Annotated in this window: 19 protein-coding genes and 4 pseudogenes; 9 read left to right on the top strand and 14 right to left on the bottom strand. The window is 66.7% G+C overall.

Going from position 1 to position 22,625, the window contains the following annotated elements; genetic code table 11:
• Positions 1–19 precede the first annotated feature (19 nt).
• Positions 20–394: a 50S ribosomal protein L7/L12 gene (rplL, locus tag NHF48_RS18465; protein ID WP_056047577.1), complete on the top strand. Its 375-nt coding sequence runs from the start codon at positions 20–22 to the stop codon at positions 392–394.
• A 462-nt stretch (positions 395–856) separates the two neighbouring features.
• Here rplL and NHF48_RS18460 read toward each other — a convergent pair whose 3' ends face one another.
• Entirely contained in the window at positions 857–1,687 is an 831-nt protein-coding gene (locus tag NHF48_RS18460; protein ID WP_253071927.1) for a hypothetical protein, read from the bottom strand.
• Between NHF48_RS18460 and NHF48_RS18455 the strand changes: the two genes are divergently transcribed.
• Positions 1,659–2,312, top strand: a complete 654-nt coding sequence (locus NHF48_RS18455) for a hypothetical protein (protein ID WP_253071926.1) — start codon at positions 1,659–1,661, stop codon at positions 2,310–2,312. The two genes, NHF48_RS18460 and NHF48_RS18455, sit on opposite strands and share 29 nt — an antisense overlap.
• Before the next feature lie 223 nt (positions 2,313–2,535).
• Here the strand turns inward: NHF48_RS18455 and NHF48_RS18450 are convergent, their stop codons facing one another.
• The gene (locus NHF48_RS18450; RefSeq protein ID WP_253071925.1) at positions 2,536–3,807 is read right to left on the bottom strand and encodes a Xaa-Pro dipeptidase; all 1,272 of its coding nucleotides are present in this window, start codon (positions 3,805–3,807) and stop codon (positions 2,536–2,538) included.
• Positions 3,808–4,714: 907 nt separating this feature from the next.
• On the opposite strand from NHF48_RS18450, the gene NHF48_RS18445 reads away from it, so the two are divergent.
• The 3 genes from NHF48_RS18445 to NHF48_RS18435 all read left to right on the top strand — a co-directional run bounded on the left by NHF48_RS18445 (position 4,715) and on the right by NHF48_RS18435 (position 6,957).
• A complete protein-coding gene (locus NHF48_RS18445) occupies positions 4,715–6,322 on the top strand; it encodes a hypothetical protein (protein ID WP_253071924.1) in 1,608 nt (535 codons plus the stop codon).
• A gap of 88 nt (positions 6,323–6,410) precedes the next feature.
• The gene (locus NHF48_RS18440; protein WP_056047557.1) at positions 6,411–6,641 is read left to right on the top strand and encodes a hypothetical protein; all 231 of its coding nucleotides are present in this window, start codon (positions 6,411–6,413) and stop codon (positions 6,639–6,641) included.
• Between the two features lie 28 nt (positions 6,642–6,669).
• Complete coding sequence (locus NHF48_RS18435; protein WP_056047554.1) at positions 6,670–6,957, top strand: hypothetical protein; 288 nt, start codon at positions 6,670–6,672, stop codon at positions 6,955–6,957.
• A 121-nt stretch (positions 6,958–7,078) separates the two neighbouring features.
• Here the strand turns inward: NHF48_RS18435 and NHF48_RS18430 are convergent, their stop codons facing one another.
• From NHF48_RS18430 to NHF48_RS18410, 5 genes and pseudogenes are all read right to left on the bottom strand, one after another.
• Positions 7,079–7,384 (bottom strand): hypothetical protein, encoded by a 306-nt coding sequence (locus tag NHF48_RS18430; RefSeq protein WP_253071923.1) that lies wholly within the window; start codon positions 7,382–7,384, stop codon positions 7,079–7,081.
• On the bottom strand, positions 7,311–8,579 hold the full coding sequence (gene zwf, locus NHF48_RS18425; RefSeq protein WP_253071922.1) for a glucose-6-phosphate dehydrogenase: 1,269 nt from the start codon (positions 8,577–8,579) through the stop codon (positions 7,311–7,313). The genes NHF48_RS18430 and zwf overlap by 74 nt, the downstream gene beginning before the upstream one ends.
• An 83-nt stretch (positions 8,580–8,662) precedes the next feature.
• Positions 8,663–10,210 (bottom strand): cation:proton antiporter, encoded by a 1,548-nt coding sequence (locus NHF48_RS18420; RefSeq protein WP_253071921.1) that lies wholly within the window; start codon positions 10,208–10,210, stop codon positions 8,663–8,665.
• A 242-nt stretch (positions 10,211–10,452) separates the two neighbouring features.
• Positions 10,453–11,239: pseudogene (locus NHF48_RS18415) on the bottom strand (SapC family protein).
• Between the two features lie 62 nt (positions 11,240–11,301).
• Positions 11,302–12,731: pseudogene (locus NHF48_RS18410) on the bottom strand (FAD-binding oxidoreductase).
• A 232-nt stretch (positions 12,732–12,963) separates the two neighbouring features.
• Between NHF48_RS18410 and NHF48_RS18405 the strand changes: the two are divergent.
• The 3 genes from NHF48_RS18405 to NHF48_RS18395 all read left to right on the top strand — a co-directional run bounded on the left by NHF48_RS18405 (position 12,964) and on the right by NHF48_RS18395 (position 15,944).
• Complete coding sequence (locus NHF48_RS18405) at positions 12,964–13,335, top strand: hypothetical protein (protein WP_263816932.1); 372 nt, start codon at positions 12,964–12,966, stop codon at positions 13,333–13,335.
• Between the two features lie 375 nt (positions 13,336–13,710).
• Positions 13,711–15,420 (top strand): DEAD/DEAH box helicase, encoded by a 1,710-nt coding sequence (locus NHF48_RS18400; RefSeq protein WP_253071919.1) that lies wholly within the window; start codon positions 13,711–13,713, stop codon positions 15,418–15,420.
• Between the two features lie 5 nt (positions 15,421–15,425).
• Positions 15,426–15,944: a thioredoxin family protein gene (locus tag NHF48_RS18395; RefSeq protein WP_253072482.1), complete on the top strand. Its 519-nt coding sequence runs from the start codon at positions 15,426–15,428 to the stop codon at positions 15,942–15,944.
• A gap of 578 nt (positions 15,945–16,522) precedes the next feature.
• Here the strand turns inward: NHF48_RS18395 and NHF48_RS18390 are convergent.
• The 3 genes from NHF48_RS18390 to NHF48_RS25370 form a co-directional block, all read right to left on the bottom strand.
• Complete coding sequence (locus NHF48_RS18390) at positions 16,523–17,137, bottom strand: glutathione S-transferase family protein (RefSeq protein ID WP_263816931.1); 615 nt, start codon at positions 17,135–17,137, stop codon at positions 16,523–16,525.
• A 167-nt stretch (positions 17,138–17,304) separates the two neighbouring features.
• Positions 17,305–18,174: a dienelactone hydrolase family protein gene (locus NHF48_RS18385; protein ID WP_253071918.1), complete on the bottom strand. Its 870-nt coding sequence runs from the start codon at positions 18,172–18,174 to the stop codon at positions 17,305–17,307.
• A 34-nt stretch (positions 18,175–18,208) separates the two neighbouring features.
• Positions 18,209–18,331: a hypothetical protein gene (locus tag NHF48_RS25370; protein WP_342454760.1), complete on the bottom strand. Its 123-nt coding sequence runs from the start codon at positions 18,329–18,331 to the stop codon at positions 18,209–18,211.
• Between NHF48_RS25370 and NHF48_RS18380 the strand changes: the two genes are divergently transcribed.
• Positions 18,284–18,571, top strand: coding sequence for a hypothetical protein (locus NHF48_RS18380; protein ID WP_263816930.1), 288 nt, complete (start codon positions 18,284–18,286; stop codon positions 18,569–18,571). The two genes, NHF48_RS25370 and NHF48_RS18380, sit on opposite strands and share 48 nt — an antisense overlap.
• On the opposite strand, the gene NHF48_RS18375 is transcribed toward NHF48_RS18380, so the two are convergent.
• The 4 genes and pseudogenes from NHF48_RS18375 to NHF48_RS18360 all read right to left on the bottom strand — a co-directional run bounded on the left by NHF48_RS18375 (position 18,568) and on the right by NHF48_RS18360 (position 22,567).
• On the bottom strand, positions 18,568–19,272 hold the full coding sequence (locus NHF48_RS18375) for an MBL fold metallo-hydrolase (protein ID WP_253071916.1): 705 nt from the start codon (positions 19,270–19,272) through the stop codon (positions 18,568–18,570). The genes NHF48_RS18380 and NHF48_RS18375 overlap by 4 nt on opposite strands.
• A 448-nt stretch (positions 19,273–19,720) precedes the next feature.
• Positions 19,721–20,399 (bottom strand): annotated as a pseudogene (locus NHF48_RS18370) (cell cycle transcriptional regulator TrcR).
• A gap of 99 nt (positions 20,400–20,498) precedes the next feature.
• Positions 20,499–21,521 (bottom strand): annotated as a pseudogene (locus NHF48_RS18365) (glycosyltransferase family 4 protein).
• A 161-nt stretch (positions 21,522–21,682) separates the two neighbouring features.
• Positions 21,683–22,567, bottom strand: a complete 885-nt coding sequence (locus NHF48_RS18360; RefSeq protein ID WP_253071915.1) for a UDP-2,3-diacylglucosamine diphosphatase — start codon at positions 22,565–22,567, stop codon at positions 21,683–21,685.
• Positions 22,568–22,625: the final 58 nt, after the last annotated feature.

Below are 22,625 nucleotides of genomic sequence, written 5' to 3'. Positions count from 1 at the left end.
CCCGAGATGGAGATTTATCATGGCAGACCTGAACGCGCTCGTTGAGAGCCTGAGCGAACTGACCGTTCTCGAAGCAGCTGAGCTTTCGAAGCTGCTCGAAGAGAAGTGGGGCGTTTCGGCCGCAGCAGCGGTCGCAGCACCGGCAGCAGGCGGCGGCGCCGCTGCTCCTGCAGCAGAAGAGCAGACCGAATTCGACGTCATCCTGACCGGCGACGGTGGCAAGAAGATCAACGTCATCAAGGAAGTCCGTGCGATCACCGCGCTCGGCCTGACCGAAGCCAAGACGCTGGTCGAGTCGGCTCCCAAGGCCGTCAAGGAAGGCGTGTCGAAGGACGAGGCCGCCAAGATCAAGGCTCAGCTCGAAGCAGCTGGCGCTACGGTTGAGGTTAAGTAAGCCGCAGCTGGAGAGACGATTTAGCGTAGCCTAAATCGCACTCCAGCAAGGCCGGCCGGCGGCATTCATGCCGACCGACGAAGCAGGGGCTTTGCCCCTGCTGGCCGCAGCTAAGAAAAGGGCGGCCCCAGCGATGGGGTCGCCCTTTTTTGTTGTGCGGGAATATCGCGTCGCTCATTCCAGCAGGGCTCGCTTCACGCCGGTTCCGATGCGCATCCAAGGTTCCGCAACCAGTCGCGCGCGTAGTGATGGGCGTCGGACCAAAGCAGTCAGCCTTCTGCGGCATAGCTGCGCTGTCCAGCCTCAGCCGCAACCGCGGCATTGTTCTCCCCGCGAAGGCAGGAGCCCAGTCTGGGTCCCGCCTTCGCGGGGAAACAAGTTTTACGTGTACGCCCGGTGTTACCGCTCGAAGCAAGGACATGACCGGGTGTCGAAGGTCAGCACGCCGCGTGAGCCCCTCTCCTATCGATCGAACGTCACCGCATGCGGCCGTGCGGCAACCGTCGTGTACATCCGTGCAGGCGCATCGAGCCAGAACGGCGCCAGCTTGGCGGAGTCCACGCGCTCGATGCCAACCACCCACGCGCGCGCTGCCTGCGCCTCGTCGTTAGCCGTCACGTACAGGATGTTGGTCGCGACGACCGGCACGAACATCGGCCGGTTTGCAGCGGTCATCGTCCGGATCGCCTCTCTTGCGATCGCCGTCACGGTACGGATCGTCCGCGTTTCGCCCGGCTCCAGCGCGAACGGCGGGGCGACGGGCCGCACGACGGGCGCCGCGTTGAACTGTGCAAGGTCCTGATCCTGATCGGCGTGCGCGGTGAGCAACGCGACGCCAGTGCGAATCGCTTCGGCCGATGCGGTGCCCGTGTTGGTCACGACAAGCTCGCACTCGACGGTCGCGCTCAGCAGGTTGAGACCCGCGCGCAACGGACGCAGTTCGCAGGTCAGTCGGGCACGCGCGGCGACTGGCGGAGTGGGCGGCACCTTGCCCTTGGGCTCGAGGAATTTGGGCGCGGCCATTGGCACGGCAGCCACGGGTGCGACCGCAGATGCCGTGGCAGGGGTGACAGCCGCCGGGGTTTGCACCGGTTCGGAGACAACCGGCTTAGGGGCGACCGGCTGGGGAGCAACGGGCTGGGCGACCGGCTTCGCGGCAACGGGCGGCGGAGTCGGCTCGACATAGGCTTCGGGTTCGGCTCTCTCGTACCGGTGGCTGCGCGGCTTGCGGCGGAGCGCCCACAACGCGCCGAGAACCACGACAATGGCCGTCAGCGAAAGCCACAGTGGCATCGCGCTGCCCTTTTCCGGCGTCGAGAGCGTCGATTCCGGGTTTGGGGCTGACGTCGTTGCTGGCTGCGGCGCGGAGGGTTGCGGCGCCATTCCGGTGGTCGAGGTCTGCGGTGGCGACGATTGGAGAGTGGGGTCGGACGTGGGCGTGGTGACGGGCGCCGGTTCGGCCGATGTCGGCGGACGCGTCGACTCGTCGTCCGAAGCGCGCGGTCTGGTCGTTTGTTCCGGCGTCGTCCGGGTGGTTGCTTGTTCGCGCGTGGGCGCTTCGGTCGTCGGGCGCTCGACGCCTGCACGTTGCGTGGTCGCACGATCCGTGGCGGGCTTTGCCGCAGCGCTCGAGCGCGGGGTGCGACGTGGAGCGGGCGTGGTGTTCGGCAAGACGATCGTCGGCGCGGCGGGCACCGGAATCGCGGTGGCGTCGGGGTTCGCCTGCGTGCCGGGGGTCTGGAGGCGCTCCAGGCCGCGCACGGGTGCGGCCGGCTCGGTTTGCGCGGCCGCCGGGGTCGGCGGCGGCGGCCAGGACGGTCATGGTGGCGAGCAGGGCGGCCAGCGCCCCGCGATCGGTCGTCATCGTCGAAATCCCCTGCGCGCGGTCGTCGCGGCGTTGTGGGCGGGGGGAGGCTGAACGTGACCCGACGGCAACCCGTGATGCGACGAGTTGCTTCTGGGTAGCGGTGAAACGTTGGTGGCGTGTGAGGACGTCAAATGCAATCCTCCCCCGCCAGGGGGGAGGTGTCGCCAAGGTGACGTCGGGGGAGGATGGGAAACTGGCGTTATCGTTTCCTCCCCCTCCGTCTGGCAAGTGCCAGCCACCTCCCCCTGGCGGGGGAGGATCGAGACAGTCGATCTTACCGTGGTGCGACGACCACTGCGCCGCCCTTCATCACGAAGGCGGGGTGTTCCAACTGGCGGACGTCGGCGAGCGGATCGCCGTCGACCGCGACGAGATCGCCGAACCGGCCCGGCTGGATCGCACCGACGTCCGCGGTTCTGGCCAACGCGATCGCGGCGCTGGAGGTGGCGGCCTGAACCGCCTCCATCGGCGTCATGCCCCATTCGACCATCTTGGCGAACTGGAGCGCGTTGTTGCCGTTGGGGTAGACCCCGCCGTCGGTGCCGAACAGCATCTTGACCCCAGCGGCATGCGCCGCGCGGAAGGTCTGGCGCTGCTTGAGGCCGACCTGACGTTCCTTTTCAAGGCTCTCGGGGAAGACACCGTTCTTGGCACCTTCGGCGAGGATATAGTCGTCGTCGTAGATATCCATGTCGAACCACGCCCCGCTCGCCTTGGCCAACTTGAACGATTCGGCATCGGCGAGGCTGGCGTGTTCGATGGTGTCGACGCCCGCGCGCAGTGCGTCGTTGATGCCCTCCGCGCCGTGCGCGTGGACCGCGACTTTCATGCCGAGCATGTGCGCTTCCTCGACGATCGCCTTGATTTCGGCGAGGCTGATCTGCTGCGCGCCGACGCTGTCGGTCTTGGAGAGGACGCCGCCGGTCATGCAGACCTTCACGACCTCCGCGCCGTATTTGCGGATCGTGCGGACGGCACCGCGAAACTCGTCGGGCGTGTTGGCGATCTGCGGGTGCGGGACCTGGATAGAGGGCGGGAACTCGGTCGCGTCGCAGTGGCCGCCGGTCGCGCCGAGCGCGTAGGTGGCGGGGACGATGCGTGGGCCGGGGACGTAGCCGCGCTCGATACCCTGCTTCAGCGCGACGTCGTCGTAATTGGCCGAGCCGACGTTGCGCACGGTGGTGAAGCCTGCGTCGAGCGTCTTGCGTGCATTGGCGACGCCAACGACGGTCCAGAAATTGTCGGTGAATTCGAGCTGACGATAGCCGCTGAGCGTCGGGTCGCTGGTCAGATGGACGTGCATGTCGATCAGGCCGGGGAGCAGCGTCCGCTCGCCCAGATCGACGCGTTCGGCACCGACGGGCACCGCGTCGCCCTTGCGGCCCACTGCGGTGATGCGACCATCGACGATCGTCACCTGCGGGTTGTCGACTCGCTTGCCCGCAAGGACGTCGATCATGTGCGCTGCGGTAACGACGACGGTCTTAGCATCGGCATTGGCGGTGGTCGTCGCGAGTAGCGTCGCGATGAGAATGCGCGCGATCATGTAGGTCCCCTTCCCCGTGTTACGCGCTGTGTGCGGTACCGCGGGCGATCGGGCAAGTGCCGCATCTTGCCCTATTATCGACACCGGTACAGGCCATCTGTGATGCTTCCGACGACGAGATCGCCCATGATGATGCTTCGATTTCTTCCGTTCTGCGCGCTGGCTGCTGCGCTGGTGCCCTTGGTTGCGCGCGCCGATCCGGCACCGTTCGACCTGACCGGGCCCAGCCTGCGCGTCGGCGTGACGCATGGGACGACGACGTTGCCGATCGCGCAGGTGCCGAGGCTCGCGACCGGCGACCGCGTGTCGATCGCGGCGGACCTGGCCGTCGGCAAGAAGGACGACGGCGCGCGCTATCTGCTGGTCGCGGCGTTCCTGCGCGGGGCGACCGAACCGCCGCCGAAGTCGTGGTTCTTCAAGGCCGAGACGTGGAAGGCGAAGAAGAACGCGCTGGCGTTGACGGTACCGGAGGGCGCGCGGCAACTGGTGGTGTTCCTGGTGCCGGAGAGCGGCGGGTTCGATGCCGTCGTGTCGGCGGTGCGCAAGCAGCCGGGGGCGTTCGTGCGCGCGGTGCAGGATCTCGACCAGGCGTCGCTGGATCGCGCGCGGCTCGATGCGTTTCTCGATGGGATCCATGCGCTGGAGCGGACGCGGCCGGAGCGGATCGAGGCGGTCTCGCCATTGTTGTCGCGCAGCCTGGCGATCAAGCTGAAGGCGGAGTGCCTCGATCTCGCGGCGGACCTGCAAGCCTCCTGCCTGACGCAGAGCCGCGATTCGCTGGTGCTGGCGGATGGGCAGAGTTCGACGCTGGCGGATACTCTGGTGGGGGGCGCCGACCGATCTGGCGCTGCAGCTGAGCGCGACGCCGGAGGGCGGGCTTGGCTATTACAGCCCGTATATCGGCGTGGTGCGCGATCTGGCGAAGATCTTCGGCGCGTTCCAGACGACGCAGTTCCGGTACATTCCGGCGCTGGCGCGGGCGCACGACGATCGGCTGGCGCTGTTGCTGAATGCGGCGCCGTCGTTCGCCAGCCCCAAGTCGGTGATGGTCGTGGCGATGCCGGTGATCGACACGGGTGCGCCGCAGACGCCGACGATGCGGCGCGCGGACGCGGACCGGCTGGTCTGCGCGGCCAAGCCCGATCTGGTGCTGCCGGTCGAGGGGGCGCCGCTGATCTATGCGACCAAGTTCGCACACGACATGAGCTTGCGGGTGACGACGCCGCAGGGGGGCGTGGTCGAGCTGCCGGTGCAGGCTGATGCCGAGCGCGGCGGGTATGTGCTCGACCAGGTCGGGATGCGGACCGCGGGGTTGAGCAGCGTGACCGATGCGACGTTGCACGGCCGCTGGGGCTTCACGCCGTTCGATGGACCGCGGTTTCGGTTGCAGGTGCCGCGCGCTGGCGGGTGGCAGATGGTCGATACCGATCCCGAGAGTCTCGTGGTCGGGCGCGACAATGCGGTCTCGCTGGCGGGGCCGACGCCGAGTTGCGTGGAGTCGGTGACATTGATCGGTGCTGCGGGCGACGTGCCGCTCGCGTGGACGTCGACGGGCGACCGAATTGGGCTGACCTTGCCGTTGGCGAAGAACGCGCCGGGGAAATTGACGCTGCTGGTCAAGCAATACGGGGTCGAGGCGCCGGACAAGATCGCGTTGACCGCGCTCGCAGAGGCAGGGCGGATTGATGGTCTGACGCTGTATGCCGGTGATGCGTCTGGGACGTTGAGTGGGACGCGGCTCGATCTGGTGGCGTCGATGACGATCGACGGGGTCGCGTTCAAGCCGGGTGACGTCGTTCGGGCGGACAAGGCGGATCGGCTGGCGCTGGTGGCGGGTACGGTGCCGACGTTCGCGGCGGGCCAGGCGAAGACGGCGCTCGTGACGCTGACCGATGGACGGAAGCGGTCGGTGAAGTTCACCGTCGCCGCGGCGCGGCCCAAGGCTACGCTGATCGCCAAGAGCGTGGTGGCGCCCCCCTCCCCTGGCCTGCCGGTCGTGCTGGCCGGTGATACGGCGATCGCGCAGGATGCCCGCCTGACCTTCTCGCTGCGTGCGGAGGGAACACGATTTTCTGCCGGCGACAGTGTCGAGATCGCGACGGCGGATGGCGCGATGACGACTAGTGTCACGTCGGGGCGTGGGCTGACGGTGCAGGACGACCGGATCGCAGTAGTGTCGGTGGAGCCAGGCAAGGCGCTCGGAGTTTCCGCGCATGGGCCGCTCAAATGGCGACTGGTGCAAGGCGGCGTTGCGGGGGATTGGGTGCCGCTCACGACGCTGGTGCGGACGCCGGCATTGGCGGGGGTCGCGTGCAAGGAGACCTGTACGCTGACCGGGACCGACCTGTTCCTGATCGAGTCGATTGCGGCGAACGCAGGGTTTGCCGACGCGATTCGCGTGCCGGACGGGTTCACCGGGGCTTCGCTCGCGGTGCCGAAGCCGGTCGGCGGGACGCTGTTCCTGCGGCTGCGAGACGATCCGGGCGTGACGGCGTCGATCGCGGTCGGTTCGTAGCGTTCGCCGGTTGTCGCTAGACCAGTCGTGCCCATCGCTGGCCCGTTTGCGGTGGCGGCGGGCAGGCGATTGTCGCTATGGGGCGCGGATGACCGCATCGGATCTCCAGAGCCTGTTCGTGACCAACCTCGTCCGGTACAATAGCGGCGACCGGCGACGATGGCGGCTGATCGTCGGCGACGTGAAGGTCTACAGCCTCGCGACGCACGCGCATTGCAACTGGGCGGTGACGCCGTCAGGCAGCGCGAGCGAGGTCGACGCGGTCGAGCGGCTGGCAGACCGGCTGCGCGAGGATCACCCTATAATCACTGCCGGCTGACGGCCTTTCATCTACGCAGGAGCGACACATGGCGAAGCAATATTGGGCGCAGATCATCGAACTCGATGAAGAAATGACCGCCGCGACGATTCCCGGCGCGACCGATCACGAGGATGCGGCGGATTCGCTGGTCGCGGATTTCGTCGGCGCGATGGGCGGCGAGATCACTTCTGGCGCGGTGCGCGTCTGGGTGCAGGGCGGGGTCGAGAAGGTGTACGATTGGAAGGCGGACTTCACGATGCCCGACATGGACGAGATGGGCGACGAGGACGAGATGGAGGTCGAGGGCGAGATCGAGCTGACCGAGCGGGTTTGACCCTGCTCCCCTCCCTGGCAGGGGAGGGGGTTGGGGGGTGGGTCGGCCTGTTGGCGCACGTCGTCTTTTCCAAGCAGCCGACCCACCCCCCTGCCCCTCCCCTTTCAGGGAGGGGTGAAAGTCAGGGGACGGTTTGGCCTGCCGGCGCGAGTTCGTGCCACGTGTGGTCGTCGTGCGCGAGTAGCGCGTCCGCAGCCGCTGGGCCTAGCGTGCCCGCCTCGTACGGCTCGGGCATGCCGGCGTCATGCGCCCATAGGTCGAGGAACGGTTGCACCGCGGCCCAGCCCGCCTCGATCGCGTCGGCACGCTGGAACAGCGTCTGGTCGCCGACGAACAAGTCGTAGATCAGCGACTCATACCCGGTCAGGTGACCGATATCGAATGCGTCGGCGTACCGAAAATCGAGCGCGATCGGTGCGGTCGCCACTTCGAGGCCAGGACGCTTGATGTTGATGTCCATGCTCAGCCCCCTCGTCGGGCTGGATCTGGATGATGAGCCGGTTCGGCGGCAGCATGTCGGCGGCGGCACCGGGGAACGACGCGAACGGGACCGGCTTGAAGGTGATCGCGATCTCGGTGTCGCGACACGTCATCGCCTTGCCGGTGCGCAGGTAGAACGGCACGCCCGCCCAGCGCCATGTGTCGACCATCAGCTTCAGCGCGACATACGTCTCGGTCCGGCTGTCCGGCGCGACGTCGGGCGAGGCGGTGTAGGCGGGGACATCCACCCCCTTCACTTTTCCCGCGGTATACTGGCCGCGGACGCCGTTGCGCTTCGCCTTGCCGGGCGAATAGACGCGGACGGCTTTGAGCACCTTGCCCTTTTCGTTGCGGATCGCCTCGGCGTCGAAGCTCGCGGGCGGCTCCATGGCGACCATCGCGAGCAGCTGGAACAGGTGGTTGGGGACCATGTCGCGGAGCGCGCCGGTGCCGTCGTAGAATTTGCCACGGGTGCCGACGTCGACCGTCTCGGCGGCGGTGATCTGGACGTGCGCGATGCAATCCGAATTCCAGACGCGCTCGATCATCATGTTCGCGAACCGCGCGGTCATGATGTTCTGGACGGTTTCCTTGCCGAGGAAATGGTCGATCCGGTAGATTTGCGCCTCGGACACGCGGGCGAGGATGCGTGCGTTGAGATCACGGGCGGAGGCGAGGTCGTGGCCGAACGGCTTCTCGATCGCGATCCGGCGGAAGCCATGTGGCGTCTCTGCCATCAGGCCGTGGTCGGCGAGCTTGTCGACGATCGTGCCAAAGAACTTCGCAGGCACCGCGAAGTAGAACGCGACGTTGCCGTTCACCCGGGCCTTGAGTTGCTCGAAGACGTCGTCCTTGGTGAAATCGCCCTGGAGATAGCCAACCCGGTCCTTGAGCCGCACCCAGGCGTCGCCCTTCTCGCCATCGCCCTCGCCGCCCTTCGCATCGAAAGTGCCAAGCGCCTCGCGCAACGACTGGTCGTTTCCCTCGTCGATGCCGACACCGAGGACGTGGAAATCGTTACCAACCAGCCCCAATCGAGTCATGTTGATCAGTGCCGGCATCAGCAAGCGGCGGGTCAGGTCACCGAAGGCGCCGAAGATCACGAGCGTCGTCGGCGGTGCGGGCTTCACGGACTTGCTCACGAATTCGCCTCGGACATGCATCGACCCTTTCTGCGGTGGTTCTCTGAAACCGCATAGCGTGTGCCGATGTTCCCCGCACGCCCTCAGGTCGCCGTGAGGATGTTGTCCCCGAACGCACGCGCGTCGACCTCCGCCCAGTCGAGTTCCTCCTGGAGGCGGCGATAGACGTCCTCGGCCACCTCGCCCTTGTCGCGCATTTCGTGGAGCACGACGCGCTGGCAGGCGATCATCTCGAGGTGGAGTTCGTCGAATTCCGAGGTCGCCTGCGGATCGTCTGCCTCTGCGGTGACCTTGCCTGCCGCGCCATAGCGGAAGCGCAACGCATCGGCCGCCGCGCCTTCGCGTGCTGGCAGGACGGCTAGCCCTGCATCGATCAGTCGCTTGCGCGCGGGGGCGATCTCGTCGGCAAGGCCGGTATCCGCGCCCAGTTCTAGACGCCGGATCAGCGGGCCGAGCGTAAGCCCTTGCAGTACCAGAGTGCCGATCACGACGGCGAACGCCGCGAGAACGATCAGGTCGCGGCCCGGCACCGATCGTGGCAGCGCGAACGCTGTCGCCAGCGTCAGCAGTCCACGCATACCCGACCAGGACAGGATGATCGACGCATTCCAGGGGGGCGGCTTGGGCAGCCAGGACGGCGCGTAGTGGCTGGCGATCACGCCCTCGACGAACCGTACGAAGAACACCCACGCGATGCGGGTGACGAGCACGGTCGCCAGCACCGCGGCGGCAAACCCGATTGCGGGCCAGCGTTCGCCGGCAGGCAGTCCGACCAGCACGTCGCGCGATTGCAGCCCCATCAGCGCGAACGCGATGATGTTGAGGACAAGCACCGCCGCCGACCACACCGCTGCCCCCTGCAAACGATCACGCGCGGGTTGGCCGATCGGGCGGCGCTGCGACACGATCATCCCGAACGTGACGACCGCAAGCACAGGCGAGATGTGCACCCGCTCGGCGAGCAGCCAGATCCCGAACGTCACCGCGAAATCTGCGAGGCTCGCGCCGAGCGTCCGGGCGAACAGCGGCGTCACGCGGAGATAAAGCCACGAGGCGATGACGCCGAGGACGATCCCGCCGGGTACCGCCGCGGCGAGCGCGAGCGGCGTCACCGGCGTATCGGAATGCGTCGCGAACGCCACCGCGAGTCCGAACAACAGCAACGCCGTGGCGTCGTTGAGCAGGCTCTCGCCCTGAAGCAGCAACAGGCCGCGGCGCGGGATGCCGACTTCGCCCAGCACCGCTTCCGATGCAGCGGCGTCCGGCGGCGCGACAATCGCCCCGAGCGCGAACGCGGCGGCTAGCGGCAGTCCGCCGAGCGTCACGCCGACCAGTGCGACCGCTGCGGCGGTGACGAGTACCGCGAACACGGCGAGGCTCAGCAGTGGGAACCAGTGTCGCCGCAAGGCGCGCGGGCTCGTGTGGTATGCGGCGTGGAGCAGCGCGGGTGCGATGAACAAGGCCAGCGCCAGGTGCGGCTCGACCGTGATCTTCGGCGCGAATGGCAACGCCGCAAAGGCGATCCCGGCCACCGCCAGCAAAGTAGGATACGGCACGTTCAACTTGCGCGCGAGGACCAGCAGGACCAGCGCGGCGAGCAGGATGACGTCGAGGCTTTCGAATAATTCCACGGGCACGCAACGGGTGGGAGGAAAGGACGGGCCCGCCGCATCGCGCAGGCCAAAAAAACCACCCCGTGCGTGTCGCACGGAGTGGCCTAGGTTCAGGGAGGAGGGACGCTAGAAGCGTCCCGTACGGCGCCGCGAAAGGGGGGACACGATGCCGTACAGGATCTAAATGGGTGAGCGCCGTTTTGGTTCAACCCCTGCTGCACCGCACCCCAAATAATTTTCGCGGCCTCCCGGTTTCGCTATCAGACGTTGAACTGCGCCGGGGCGGGCATCTGCTGCTGCGGGGTCATGCCGAGCTGTGCCTGACGCGCGAAGATATCGCGCATCAGCGACAGCGAGAACAGGTGTGCATACAGCAACGGCAGCATGCCCGACTTGCTCATCTTGCGCAGCGCATCGCCGCGCAGGTCGATCAGCTTTTCTTCGTTGATCATCTGGAAGCCGCGATAGACGAACGGCTGCTCGGCGCCGTCGGGCTGGATCGTGACTTCGCCGTCCATCAGCAGCTCGAGCTCGCGCAGCTCGTTCATGAAGTTCTGCGTGCGGGCGCCGGCCTGTTCGAACGACTCGTTGAAGCCGAGGATGTTCTTGGTCAGCTCGGTCGGCTGGCCATTCTCGAACAGCGCATCGCCGTCCTCGAAATCACCGATCGCCTGCGAAGTCGGGTCGAAGCAGAGCGACAGCTCCTGCGCATCGGGGTGCAGCCGCGCGAGCATGTACGGGTAGCGACGGACATAGGCGGGCACGTAGAAGGTGTTCTCGGTCAGCTTGCCGTCTTCGCCGACGAACACGTTGACGCCCCTCGTTCAGGCCCATCAGCGCGAGCGGAATCGCGTCGTCACCGACCGAGAAGACGATCGGCATGTGGCGCTGGACCAGCGGAAACTCGTCGACGGTGATCGGGATCGCGTGCTGGCCGACCAGGAACGGCGCGCTGTCCTGCGGGCGGACCTTGTAGTTCGCGTGCGTGTCGCTCGAGAGCGGCTCGAGGCCATTGTAGAAAAGCGGAAGCTGGGCGGTGCTGGCCATGTTACTCTCCGGATCGGTCGGTCGAAATGCCGGTGGCTCATGCCACCGATTGGGGCGAGGCTCTATGGTGCGCCGAGCGGGCGTGCAAGTGTGACGAGCTTGCCGGGGTTGAGGATGCCGAGCGGATCGAGCGCGGACTTGATCGCGCGGAGTGCTGCCATCCGTGCGGGCGAGGAGAGGCGCTCGAGTTCGTCGCGCTTCATCTGGCCGATGCCGTGCTCCGCCGAGATCGATCCGCCGGCCGCGACGACGAGGTCGCCGACGAAGCGGGTGACGACCGGCGCGTCCTCGGCATACCAGTGCGAATGGTCGGTGCCGGGCGCGGCGCGGACGTGGAAATGGACGTTGCCGTCGCCGAGATGGCCGAAACCACTGGCGTGCGTGCCGGGGAAGCGCGCGTCGCACGCCGCTGCCGCCTCGATCATGAAGCGCGGCATCGTCTCGACGGGGATCGAGATGTCGTGCTGCGTCGCGGGGCCGAGCGCGCGTTCGGCGGCGGACAGCGAGTCGCGGAGCAGCCAGAACGCGGTGGACTGGGCTTCGCTGGTGCCGATCGTGGCGTCTTCGATCGCGCCCTCTTCGAGGGCTTTGCCGAGCAGGCGTTCGAGCAGCGCGGATGGGGATTCGCCTTCGGTGGTGGCGGAGGTCGCCTCGATCAGGAGGTGCCAGGGGTGCCTACCCGCGAGCGGCGCACGGGCGTTCGGGAGGTGCGCGATGGCGGCGTCGAGCGACTCGGCGGGGGAGAATTTCGAAGCTCTCGATCGCGTCGGTCCTCGCCTGCATCGTCCGCAGGAGCTTCAGCGCGGCCTGGGGGGGACGCGATGCCGACCCACGCCGTGCCGCGCGCTGCGATTGCGGGGGCGAGGCGGAGCGTGGCGGCGGTGACGATCGCCAGCGTGCCTTCCGCGCCGATGAAAAGCTGGTCGAGGTCGTAGCCGCGGTTGTCCTTCTTGAGAGCGGACAGGCCGTCGTAGATCGTCCCGTCGGCGAGCACCGCTTCGACGCCCGCAACGAGGCCGCGCATGGTGCCGAACTTGAGGACCTGCGTGCCGCCGGCGTTGGTCGAGACGAGGCCGCCGATCGTCGCCGTGCCGCGGGCGCCGAGCGTCAGCGGGAAGCGCCAGCCCTCCCCTTGCGCGGCGCCGCCGAGTTCGGCGAGGATCACCCCGGCTTCGGCGATCGCGAGGCCCGCGTCGGTGTCGAGGCTGCGGATGCGGTTCAGGCGGCGCAGTGACAGGATCAGCGCGCTGCCGTCGGCGGGGGCGGTCGCGCCGCCGACCATCGAGGTGTTGCCGCCTTGCGCGACGAGCGGCACGCGGTGTTCGGCGGCGGCCGCGACGATCGAAGCGACTTCCGCGGTCGAGGTCGGCGCGAGCATTGCGGGCGCGGCGCCGTGGAAGCGGCCGCGCCAGTCGTGCAGCCACGGGTCGATATCGGCGGAGTCGGTGACGATCGCCTTTGCGTCGAGCCGCGAGGTGAGCGATTCAAGCATTGCCGCCTGCGAAGGCGTCAGGATTGCTGACTGAATTTCGGCCATGCACGCGGCGCTAGACAAAATTCATCGCGCGTTCAACGATAGGCGCTAACGATTACGTCAGCATGATCCAGACACCATGATTCACCCCGCGATACCCGCCACCCTGCTCGCGCTCGCGGGCCCCTTTGCTGTGGCATTGCGCGATGTACCGTCACCCGGGCAGTCTTCGGGATTCGAGCTTGATGGCATGCAGATCGCGCAGGTCTCGATCCACGAACGCATCATCATCCGCGTGCCCCGGATGAGCCGAGCCCCCGTTCGCACCTACGCGCCGCCGACCGAGTGGAAGGAGCATAAGGGCCCCAAATGCATCGCTGTCGACGAGATCGCCGGCGCGATGCTCAACAAGGATGGCGCGGTCGATCTGGTGATGGACGACACGACGCGGCTGCGCGCGCGGCTGGACGGCGACTGCAAGCCGCTAGATTATTATTCGGGGTTTTACTTGAGGCCGGGCGCGGACGGGATGATCTGCAAGGACCGCGACGCGATCCGGATGCGCTCGGGTGCACGCTGCGAGATCGAGGGGTTCAAGAGCTTGCGAGCGAAGAAGAAGTAGGTCGGTCGCTTCGGCGTCCGTCGACTGCCCGTTGGTCTAATTCCTATCCAGATCCCCTGGGCTCCCCATTCCGATAAGCACCTCCCCGGCGAAGGCCGGGGTCGAGTTGGGCGACGTTGCCAACTCTGCGTTGCCGTTCGTTATTGCGACCTTTCCAACTGGGCCCGGGCCTCCGCCGGGGTGGTGCATCTGGTGAATAGATGCACCAGCACGTCGTTCAGAGTATGCGGACGCCACGGGTAATTGGTATTTTCCCGTCCAAGACCCCCTCCCCACCCTCCATTCACCGCGTTTCCTTGACATTTGTCGCCAAATCGGCGAGCGCCGGAACGCTTGAGGGCAGTGCATTTCACCCTCCATTTACCGGACATTTGCATGAGTTTTGCCGATCTCGGCCTCTCCGACGAACTGCTGAAGGCAGTCACCGACTCCGGCTATACCGAGCCGACCCCGATCCAGGCCGGTGCGATCCCGTCCGTGCTGATGATGCGCGACATCATCGGCATCGCCCAGACGGGCACCGGCAAGACCGCGTCGTTCGTGCTGCCGATGATCGACATCCTGGCGCATGGCCGAAGCCGCGCGCGGATGCCGCGCTCGCTGATCCTCGAACCGACGCGCGAACTCGCCGCGCAGGTGGCGGAGAATTTCGAGAAATACGGCGTCAATTCGAACCTCTCGATGGCGTTGCTGATCGGTGGCGTGTCGATGGGTGACCAGCTCGCCGCGCTGGAAAAGGGCGTCGACGTGCTGATCGCGACGCCGGGCCGGCTCATGGACCTGTTCGGGCGCGGCAAGATCATGCTCAACGGCTGTTCGCTGCTGGTGATCGACGAGGCGGACCGGATGCTCGACATGGGCTTCATCCCCGACATCGAGGAAATCTGCACCAAGCTGCCGAAGCAGCGCCAGACGTTGCTGTTCTCGGCAACGATGCCGCCGCCGATCAAGAAGCTGGCGGACAAGTTCCTGACCAATCCCAAGACGATCGAGGTGTCGCGCCCGGCGTCGACCAACCTCAACATCAAGCAGTATCTGGTGCCGGTACCGAGCCAGACCGCCAAGCGCGATACGCTGCGCCGCATCCTCGCGCAGGAGGAGGTGACCAACGCGATCATCTTCTGCAACCGCAAGACGACGGTCCGCGACCTCAACAAGGTGCTGAAGCAGGCGGGCTACAAGTCGGGCGAGATCCACGGCGACATGGAACAGCCGCAGCGGCTGGCCGAACTCGAGCTGTTCAAGTCGGGCGCGGTGACGATCCTCGTTGCCTCCGACGTCGCGGCGCGCGGGCTCGACATCAAGGGCGTGTCGACGGTGTTCAACTATGACGCGCCTTGGCATCCCGACGACTACGTCCACCGGATCGGTCGGACGGGGCGCGCCGGGGCGACGGGGACGGCGTACACGTTCGTAGCGCCGGACGATGCGGAGAATATCGTCAATATCGAGAAGCTTACCGGGCAGACGATCGAGCGGTTGAAGGTTGCCGAGCCGAAGACCGCACCGGTCGCTGCCGTGGCGGAGGACGACGAGGTCGCGCCGCGTCGCGATCGGTCGCGGAACCGTCGTAGCGGGCGTTCGGAGGATGTCGCGCCGGATGCTGCTGCTGTGGACACTGGCCGCGAGCGGTCGCGGACGCGTCGCGTTCCGCGCGAGGACATGGTTGCGCCAGCAGTCATCGCCGAGGTGTTGGCTGCGGTCGAGCCAGTGGTGACGAAGCGGCCGCGCTGGGAGCGGACGCCGATCGACGAGCCCGTGCCCGCGGTTAAGCCGCGCGTTGCGGAGCCCACACGGGTCGAGCCGGTGCAGGTCGAACCCGTGTATGTCGAACCCGTGTATGTCGAACCGGTTCGCACAGCGCCTGTTCGGTCTGAGCCGGTGCAGACGGAGCCGGCGCGGTCGGAACCGGTTCGCTCGCAAGCTGTTCGTTCGGAAGAGGCAAAGGTCGAGCCGCCACGGACGGAGCGCATTCCTGCGGATCCAACTGGCGGTCGCCGTCAACCGGTCGCCGATACGCCGGCGGATGGCTGGAACGGACCATTTCCGAGCTTCCTGAATGCCGTGATCGGAGGATATGAATGATGTCGATGCGCCGTCTCGCCACGCTTGCCTTGCTCGCAACTGCCGTGGCCGCCCCCGCCGCGCCACGCGCGAAAGTCGTGGCGCCGCACGTCAACACGGCGAGCTTCGACAAGCTACCTCAGCCTTTGCCGCTGCCCTACAATGAGTCGGCGAACGCCAACGCACAGGTCGCGGCCGCCCGCGCACGCGCGCTGAAGACGCAAAAGCGGTTGTTGATCGATTTCGGCGGCAACTGGTGCCTCGATTGCCGCCTGCTGGCGGGGACGATCGACCTGCCCGAGATGAAGCGTTTCGTCGACAGCAAGTTCGTTGTCGTGACCGTCGATATCGGCCGCTTCGACAAGAACGGGCAGATTGCGGCGGGCTACGGGATCAAGGGCCGCCTGAAGGGCGTGCCGGCGGTTCTGGTGGTCGATCCGCGAACCAACAAGCTGTTGAATGCAGGGCATGAGACCGAATTAGCGGATGCGCGATCGATGGGGCCTCAGGCGCTGGCCGACTGGCTGGCGAAGTGGGCGGCCTGATCGGAATTTGAGAGTCGGCGTGCGCTGATTGACGCCTAGCGACTGACGCCGAGATCCTTGGCTGATCTGGGTCGTGGTGGGCGTTGCCTCGCCGAGGCCGGCTCGATTGGGTGACGATCGACGATCGGTGCCACGTCGTGGGGGAGTGGTTCCTGCCTGCCAGAACCGGGGTCGATAGACGGTATTAGCTGGCCGGTAGCCTTCTGGGCACGGCGGCGGTCACGCGGTCCGAGCCGCAAGCGTGTTTCCCCGCGAAGGCGGGGACCCAGTCTGGGCTCCCGCCTTCGCGGGAGAACAAGGGGGCGGTAGCGATGCTGTCGGTCCGCAGGTACGGGGCCCCTCGGATCATGGCCGTGCCAATCCCGGGTGGTGGAACGAGTTTGCAACCTTCGAACTCGCAATACACAATACGCAATCGGTTCTGCCAATTGCAACACGCCCTGTGCGAGCCAATAGCAGCGTCATCCTGGCGAAAGTCAGGACCCAGGATACCAAAAGTTAGCGCCTGTGGCTCTGGATCCTGACTTTCGTCAGGATGACGGGATTAGGTATGATTGGTCGCAAGGAGTCCGTCGACCTCAGGCTGCAGCTGCAATCAAGGCGTCGTCCAAATCTCCTGCCCGCTTGTACGCCGGGCGTTCTGTCAGGCGCGCGGCGTAGTCGGTGAAGGTTGGGCGCTTTGGCAGCCAGCCGAACTGCATCCCCCAGATCACTTGCGATCCGACATAGACGTCGGCGGCGGTGACGCGGTCGCCGGCGATGTACGGGTGCGCGGCAACTGCCTGTTCGAGAACGTCGACGACGCGGTCGAGGCTGCCATAGCCGATCATCCGCTGTTGCGCGGCGTCCGGCACTACACCGAGTGCGCGGTTACCGACGGCCGCTTCGACGGGGCCGGCTGCGTAGAACAGCCAGCGATAATAGTCGGCGCGTTCGTCATCGCGTGGCGCGAGGCCGGCTTCGGGGAATGCTTCGGCGAGATAGGCGCAGATCGCAGCGCATTCAGTGATGGTCTTGCCGTTGTGGACCAGCGCGGGGACCTTGGCCATCGGGTTGATCGCGCGATACGCCTCGGCCTTCATCGTCGTGTCGTAGTCGAGGACGACGGTCTCGTACTCGGCGCCGACCTCTTCGAGCATCCAGCGCGCGATGCGACCGCGCGACATCGGGTTGGTGTACAGGGTCAGGGCCACGCGACTCTCCTTGAGAACGGATCGTGAACGATGGTCTCATGGAGCAGGGGTGCGGTCAAGGCCATGCAGAATGTTTCCCCGCGAAGGCGGGGGGATCCAGACTGGGCTCCGGCCTTCGCGGGAGTACAAGGGGGAAGGCGGGGCCTACAATTAAGCCCCCCGCGCCCTTATACCAGCGCCTTGTCGAACAGCGCGAGCATGCGGGCCCAGGCCTTGTCCGCCTGGACCGGATTATAGACCTTCGAATCGGGTGGGCACCAGCCGTGCATGGTGCCGGCGTACACCTCGATCTCGGCCGGGAGTTTCGCGGCGGCAAACGCGGTGCGGAGCGTGTCCTTCTCGGTCGGCGACCGCGCGTCGTCGTTGGCGGCGATCGCGATGAGGTATTGCGCCTTCATCTGCGGGATCAGGAGGTGCGGGCTGTCGGGCTTGTCGGTGACGAAGCCGCCGCCGTGGAACGTCGCGCCTGCGCGGATGCGGTTCGCGACCACTGCAGCGGTGCGCATCACCATCGGGCCGCCCATGCAATAGCCGGTGGTGGCCAGCCCACGCTTGCGGTCGACCTGCGGTTGCGCGTCGAGGAAGGTGGTGAAGGCTTTCGCGTCGCGAACCGTCCCTTCGGACGTGAGGGCTTCCCGGAATGGGGCGATGCGGTTTTTGACTTCGGGTTGGTCGTAGGATTCGCCGGGCTTCAGGAATGGCGCCTTGGTCGAGCGGTAGAACTGGTTGACGACGAGTACCGCATAGCCGGATTGCGCGAGGCGGTCGGCCATCTGGCGGAAGGCGGGGCGCAGGCCCATGATGTCGGGCCAGACCAGCACGCCCGGGTGCTTGCCCGTGGAGGGCGCGACGAAATAGGCATCGGCCTTGCCGTCGGGCGTGACGATCGAGACGTCGCGGCCCTTGATGACCGCGGCATTCGCGGGCGCGGGGAGCAACATCGTCAGGCCCATCGCGCCGGTCATCACGCCGAACTGGCGGCGCGAGACGCCGGCCAGATAGGCTTCGTTATCGTCTGCGGTATGCTCGTCGCACATGGGCCTATCCTCTTGAATTCGGCCGCAGCCTAACTCAGGCCGCGCGCCACCACCATACGCCATCTTGCGTGTCGCGGGTCGCCCGACCCTCGACTTCGAGGCGGCGGAGATGCGCAAGTGCTTCGCCGGTCGCCATGCCGAGGACGTCGGGGCCGATCGCGCGGCGGAACAGGCGGCCGAAACAGTCGACCGCGCGGCGAGGCTCGCCAAGGAAGATGGCGAGTTCGTCGAGACGCTCGCGGTGTTCGCGGTCCATCGCGTCGAGGCGGGTGTGGAGACCGGTGAACGGGTCGCCGTGGCCCGGGAGGACGAGCAGGTCGGCGGGCAGTGTCTTGAGCTTGGCGATCGAGGCGAACCATTCGCCCAGCGGATCGGCGTTCGGTTCGGTGACGCCTAGCGAGACGTTGGGGCTGATCCGGGGGAGGACCTGATCGCCCGCGATGAGGATGCCGCTGGCTTCGTCGTACAGGCACGCGTGTTCGGGGAGTGGCCGGAGCCGGTGACGACGCGCCAGTCGCGCGTGCCGATGGCGAGCGTGTCGCCGTCCTCGATGCGCGTGTAGCTGAGCGGGAGCGGCGTGATGATCTTCCGGAAGCCGGCCCAGCCCTTGGCGGTGGCGTGGTCGATCTGTTCTGGGGCCCAGCCTGCGCCGCGCCAGAAGGCGAGCATTTCGTGCGGGACGGAGTCGCGGGCGTCGGCGGCGAGCATGCGCGCGGTGAGCCATTCGGCTCGGGTCATGATCAGGGGGGCGGCGTGGTGGTCGCACATCCAGCCGGCGAGGCCGATATGGTCTGGGTGGAAGTGGGTGCCGATCATCTTGGTGATGCGGGTGTTGGCTTTGGGGCCTTTGAAGATGGCTTTCCAGGCGTCGCGCGCGGCCGCGGTGTTCATGCCGGTGTCGACCAGCGCTTCGCCGTCGGTGTCGGCGAGGAGCCAGCAGTTTACGTGGCGCAAGGGGCCGGGGATGTGGAGGCGGACCCAGTCTATGCCGGGGGCGACCTGCATCGTTTCGCCCGATGCGGGCTCCGCGCCGCCGAAGGGGTAGGTCAGGCCCTTGTGGCTGGTGGGCGCGAAATCTGTGTCGGGTGCGGTTGCCATCCGTTGCAGTTAGCAACTGGATGTGGCGGGAGATAGTGCTGTACGGCAGCTGACCTTCTCTTGATCCTCCCCCGCCAGGGGGTGGCACCGCAGGTGACGGAGGGGGGAGGACACGGAACAAGGGTTGGCGCTTGCCTCCCCCTCCGTCTGGCGAGTGCCAGCCACCTCCCCCCTGGCGGGGGAGGATCAGGTTGGATTAACGGATTCGCACGCTCTCCGTCATCCGGCCGGGGACGGCACGTCTCAAATTCAGACGAAGGAAGCTTGTTTCCCCGCGAAGGCGGGGATCCAGACTGGGCTCCCGCCTTCGCGGGAGAACATTGAGGGGGCGGACTGTTCGACATCACGGCCGCCGCCTTGTGCGTTGGCTAATCTCGCTAGCCGTATCGTATGAGGAGGGCGCGAGCCCGCCCCCTGCCCCCTCCCGCTCGCGGGAGGGGAAGTGCGGTCAGCGCTTGAAGGGGTCGTCGAAGAGCGGCTTGACGGGGAGGACGCCGCCATCTGCCACGAACTGCGCGTCTGCCGCAGCCTGGGTGCGCTCGGCGCGGAGCTGCTGGAGGAGCACTTCGCGGTCGCCTTCGAGGCGCGTGTCCGTCGGGGCTTCCATGCCGGCTGCCTTCGCCGCCTTCGCCACCGCTGCGTCGAGCTCACGCTGCGAGGTCAGGCCCAGCGTGACCGGGTCCTTCGGGGTTATGTTAGCGATGTTCCAGTGGCTGCGGTCGCGGATCGCGGCGATCGTCGTGCGCGTGGTGCCGATCAGCAGTGAGATCGCGCCATCGGTGATCTCCGGGTGATTGCGGATGATCCACGAGATGCCGTCGGGCTTGTCCTGGCGCTTCGAGACCGGCGTGTAGCGTGGCCCCTTGGTGCGGCGGACCTGCTCCGGGCCCCTTGATCATCTTGAGCTGGTAATCGGGATCGGCGGCACCCTTGTCGATCTCGTCCTGCGTCACTTCATGCGCGCGGACCGGATCGCGACCGGTGAGCTTGGTCGAGGTGGTGTCGTCGGCAATCGCCTGGATCTCGAGGATGTGCAGGCCGCAGAAGTCCGCGATCTGCTCGAAGCTGAGCGCGGTATTGTCGACCATCCAGGCGGCGGTCGCGTGGGGCATGAGCGGCTGGGCCACGGCGGAAACTCCGTAAAAATAGAAAGGGCCGCCCCTTTCGGAGCGGCCTGACATGAGAGAGACTTAGTGCGCGCGGCGCTATCAAGCAAGCGAACAAGCTCAGGCGGCCATGAGCTTTCCTTCGAGGGGGACGAGCGCGTGGAGGAACTGGCGTGCGCTGGCGGGCCAGCTGTAGCGCGCGGCGTAGGCGGCGCAGGTGACGCTGTCGCGAGTGAGCGCGGTGGCGATCGCGGTGTCGAGATCTTCGTGCATGGCGCCGACGCGGTCGTCGAGGACGTCGATCGGGCCAGTTACCGGATACGCCGCGACGGGGGGTTCCGCAGGCCAGTGCTTCGATCATGACGAGGCCGAACGTGTCGGTGCGGCTCGGGAAGACGAGGACGTCTGCTGTGCGATAGGCGGCGGCTAGGTCGAGGCCGGAACGCTGGCCGAGGAAGACGGCGTCGGGGAAGCGGCGGGCGAGCGTCGCACGGGCGGGGCCGTCGCCCACGACGACCTTGGTGCCGGGATGTGCGGAGGACAGGAACGCCTCGATGTTCTTCTCGACCGCGACGCGCCCGACATACAGGAGGATCGGGCCGGGCAGCGCCGTCATCTCGGGATCGCGGGCGCCGTCGAGGCCGAACTGCGCGAAGTCGACGCCCCTGCCCCATTCGCGGACCTGATGCAGGCCTTGGGCTGCGAGCGTTGCCGCGACCGACGGCGTGGAAACCAGAATCGACTGGGCGGGACGGTGGAACCAGCGGATGTAGCGCCAGATCCAGTCGGGGTTCGCGCCGGTGCGGGCGGCGATATAGTCGGGGAATTGGGTGTGATACGCGCTGGTGAACGGGAGCGCGCGAGCGAGACACCAGTTGCGGGCGGCGAGGCAGACTGGCCCTTCGGTAGCCAGATGGATCGCGTCGGCACCGAAGGCGGCGAGCATGCGACCGACCGCACCCGAACGCGCGAAGGCGAGGCGGATCTCGGGGTAGGTCGGGCATGGCATCGAGGCGAAGCGTTCGGGGAGACGACCAGGACCTCGTGGCCGATGGATTCGAGTTCGCGCTGGACCGACTGGAGGGTGCGGACGACGCCGTTGACTTGCGGGCTCCAGGCATCCGTGACGATTGCGATACGCATCGTGTCTTCTCCGTTTTGCCCTTCTCCCATGGGGAGAGGGAGGGGGCCCGGCCGGCGCAGCCGGGTGGGAGGGTGAGGGCACGCTTCAACTGAAGTTGTGGACTTGCCCTCACCCGCGCCGCTGACGCGGCTTGCCCTCTCCCCATCGGGGAAGGGTTAAGTCAGGCGGCCATGGATATGACCTTGTCGCGATCGCGGGCGGCGATTTCGTCGCCCCAGTGGAGCAACTCCATGCGGCCGTCGAAATGCTCGACCAAGGCCGTGCAACCCTCGACCCAGTCGCCGTCGTTGTAATAGGCGATGCCGGCGATCTCGCGCATTTCGGCGGTATGGATGTGGCCGCAGACGACACCTTCGACGCCGCGGACGCCGGCGGCATGCGCGACGACTTCCTCGAAGTGCGAGATGAAGGCGACCGCGTTCTTGACCTTGGCCTTGGCGTGTTTCGACAGCGACCAATAGGGCATGCCCATCCGGCGACGCGCGGCGTTGACCCAGCGGTTGAGCCCCATCAGCATCGTGTAGGCCGCGTCGCCAATGTGCGCGATCCAGCGATGTGCGAGCGTGATCGCGTCGAACTCGTCGCCGTGGAGGACGAGCAGGCGGCGACCGTCCGCCGTCTCGTGGATCGCGTTGCGACGGATCGAGATGCCGCCCAGGTCGAGCCCCGAATACTGTCGGAACACCTCGTCGTGGTTGCCGGGGATGTAGACGACGCGGGTGCCGCGCTTGGCACGCTTCAGCAGGCGCCAGATCACGTCGTTGTGCGCGGCGGGCCAGTAGAATTTCTTCTTGAGCCGCCAGCCGTCGATCATGTCGCCGACGAGGTACATCGTCTCGCTGTCGACGTGATCGAGGAAGTCGTTGAGCATTCCCGCATTGCAGCCGCGCGTGCCGAGATGGACGTCGGAGATCCAGATCGTGCGATATTGGCGGCGTTCGACGACCGGCTCGGGTACGGCGGGCCGGGAGTGGATGAAGTCGGCGATATCGGTGATGTCGGCGCCAACGAAGCTAGATGGCGAAAACGTCGTAATGGCGTTCATGAGCCTGCCCCCGCAAAACTATCCTTGTCGCGAGTATTAGCCGAGTATTGTTACACGG

This window comes from Sphingomonas sp. H160509, assembly GCF_024124765.2.
Taxonomy (GTDB): domain Bacteria; phylum Pseudomonadota; class Alphaproteobacteria; order Sphingomonadales; family Sphingomonadaceae; genus Sphingomonas.
The sequence above is the reverse complement of the archived record's forward strand: the minus strand, read 5'-3'. Positions and strand labels throughout refer to the sequence as shown.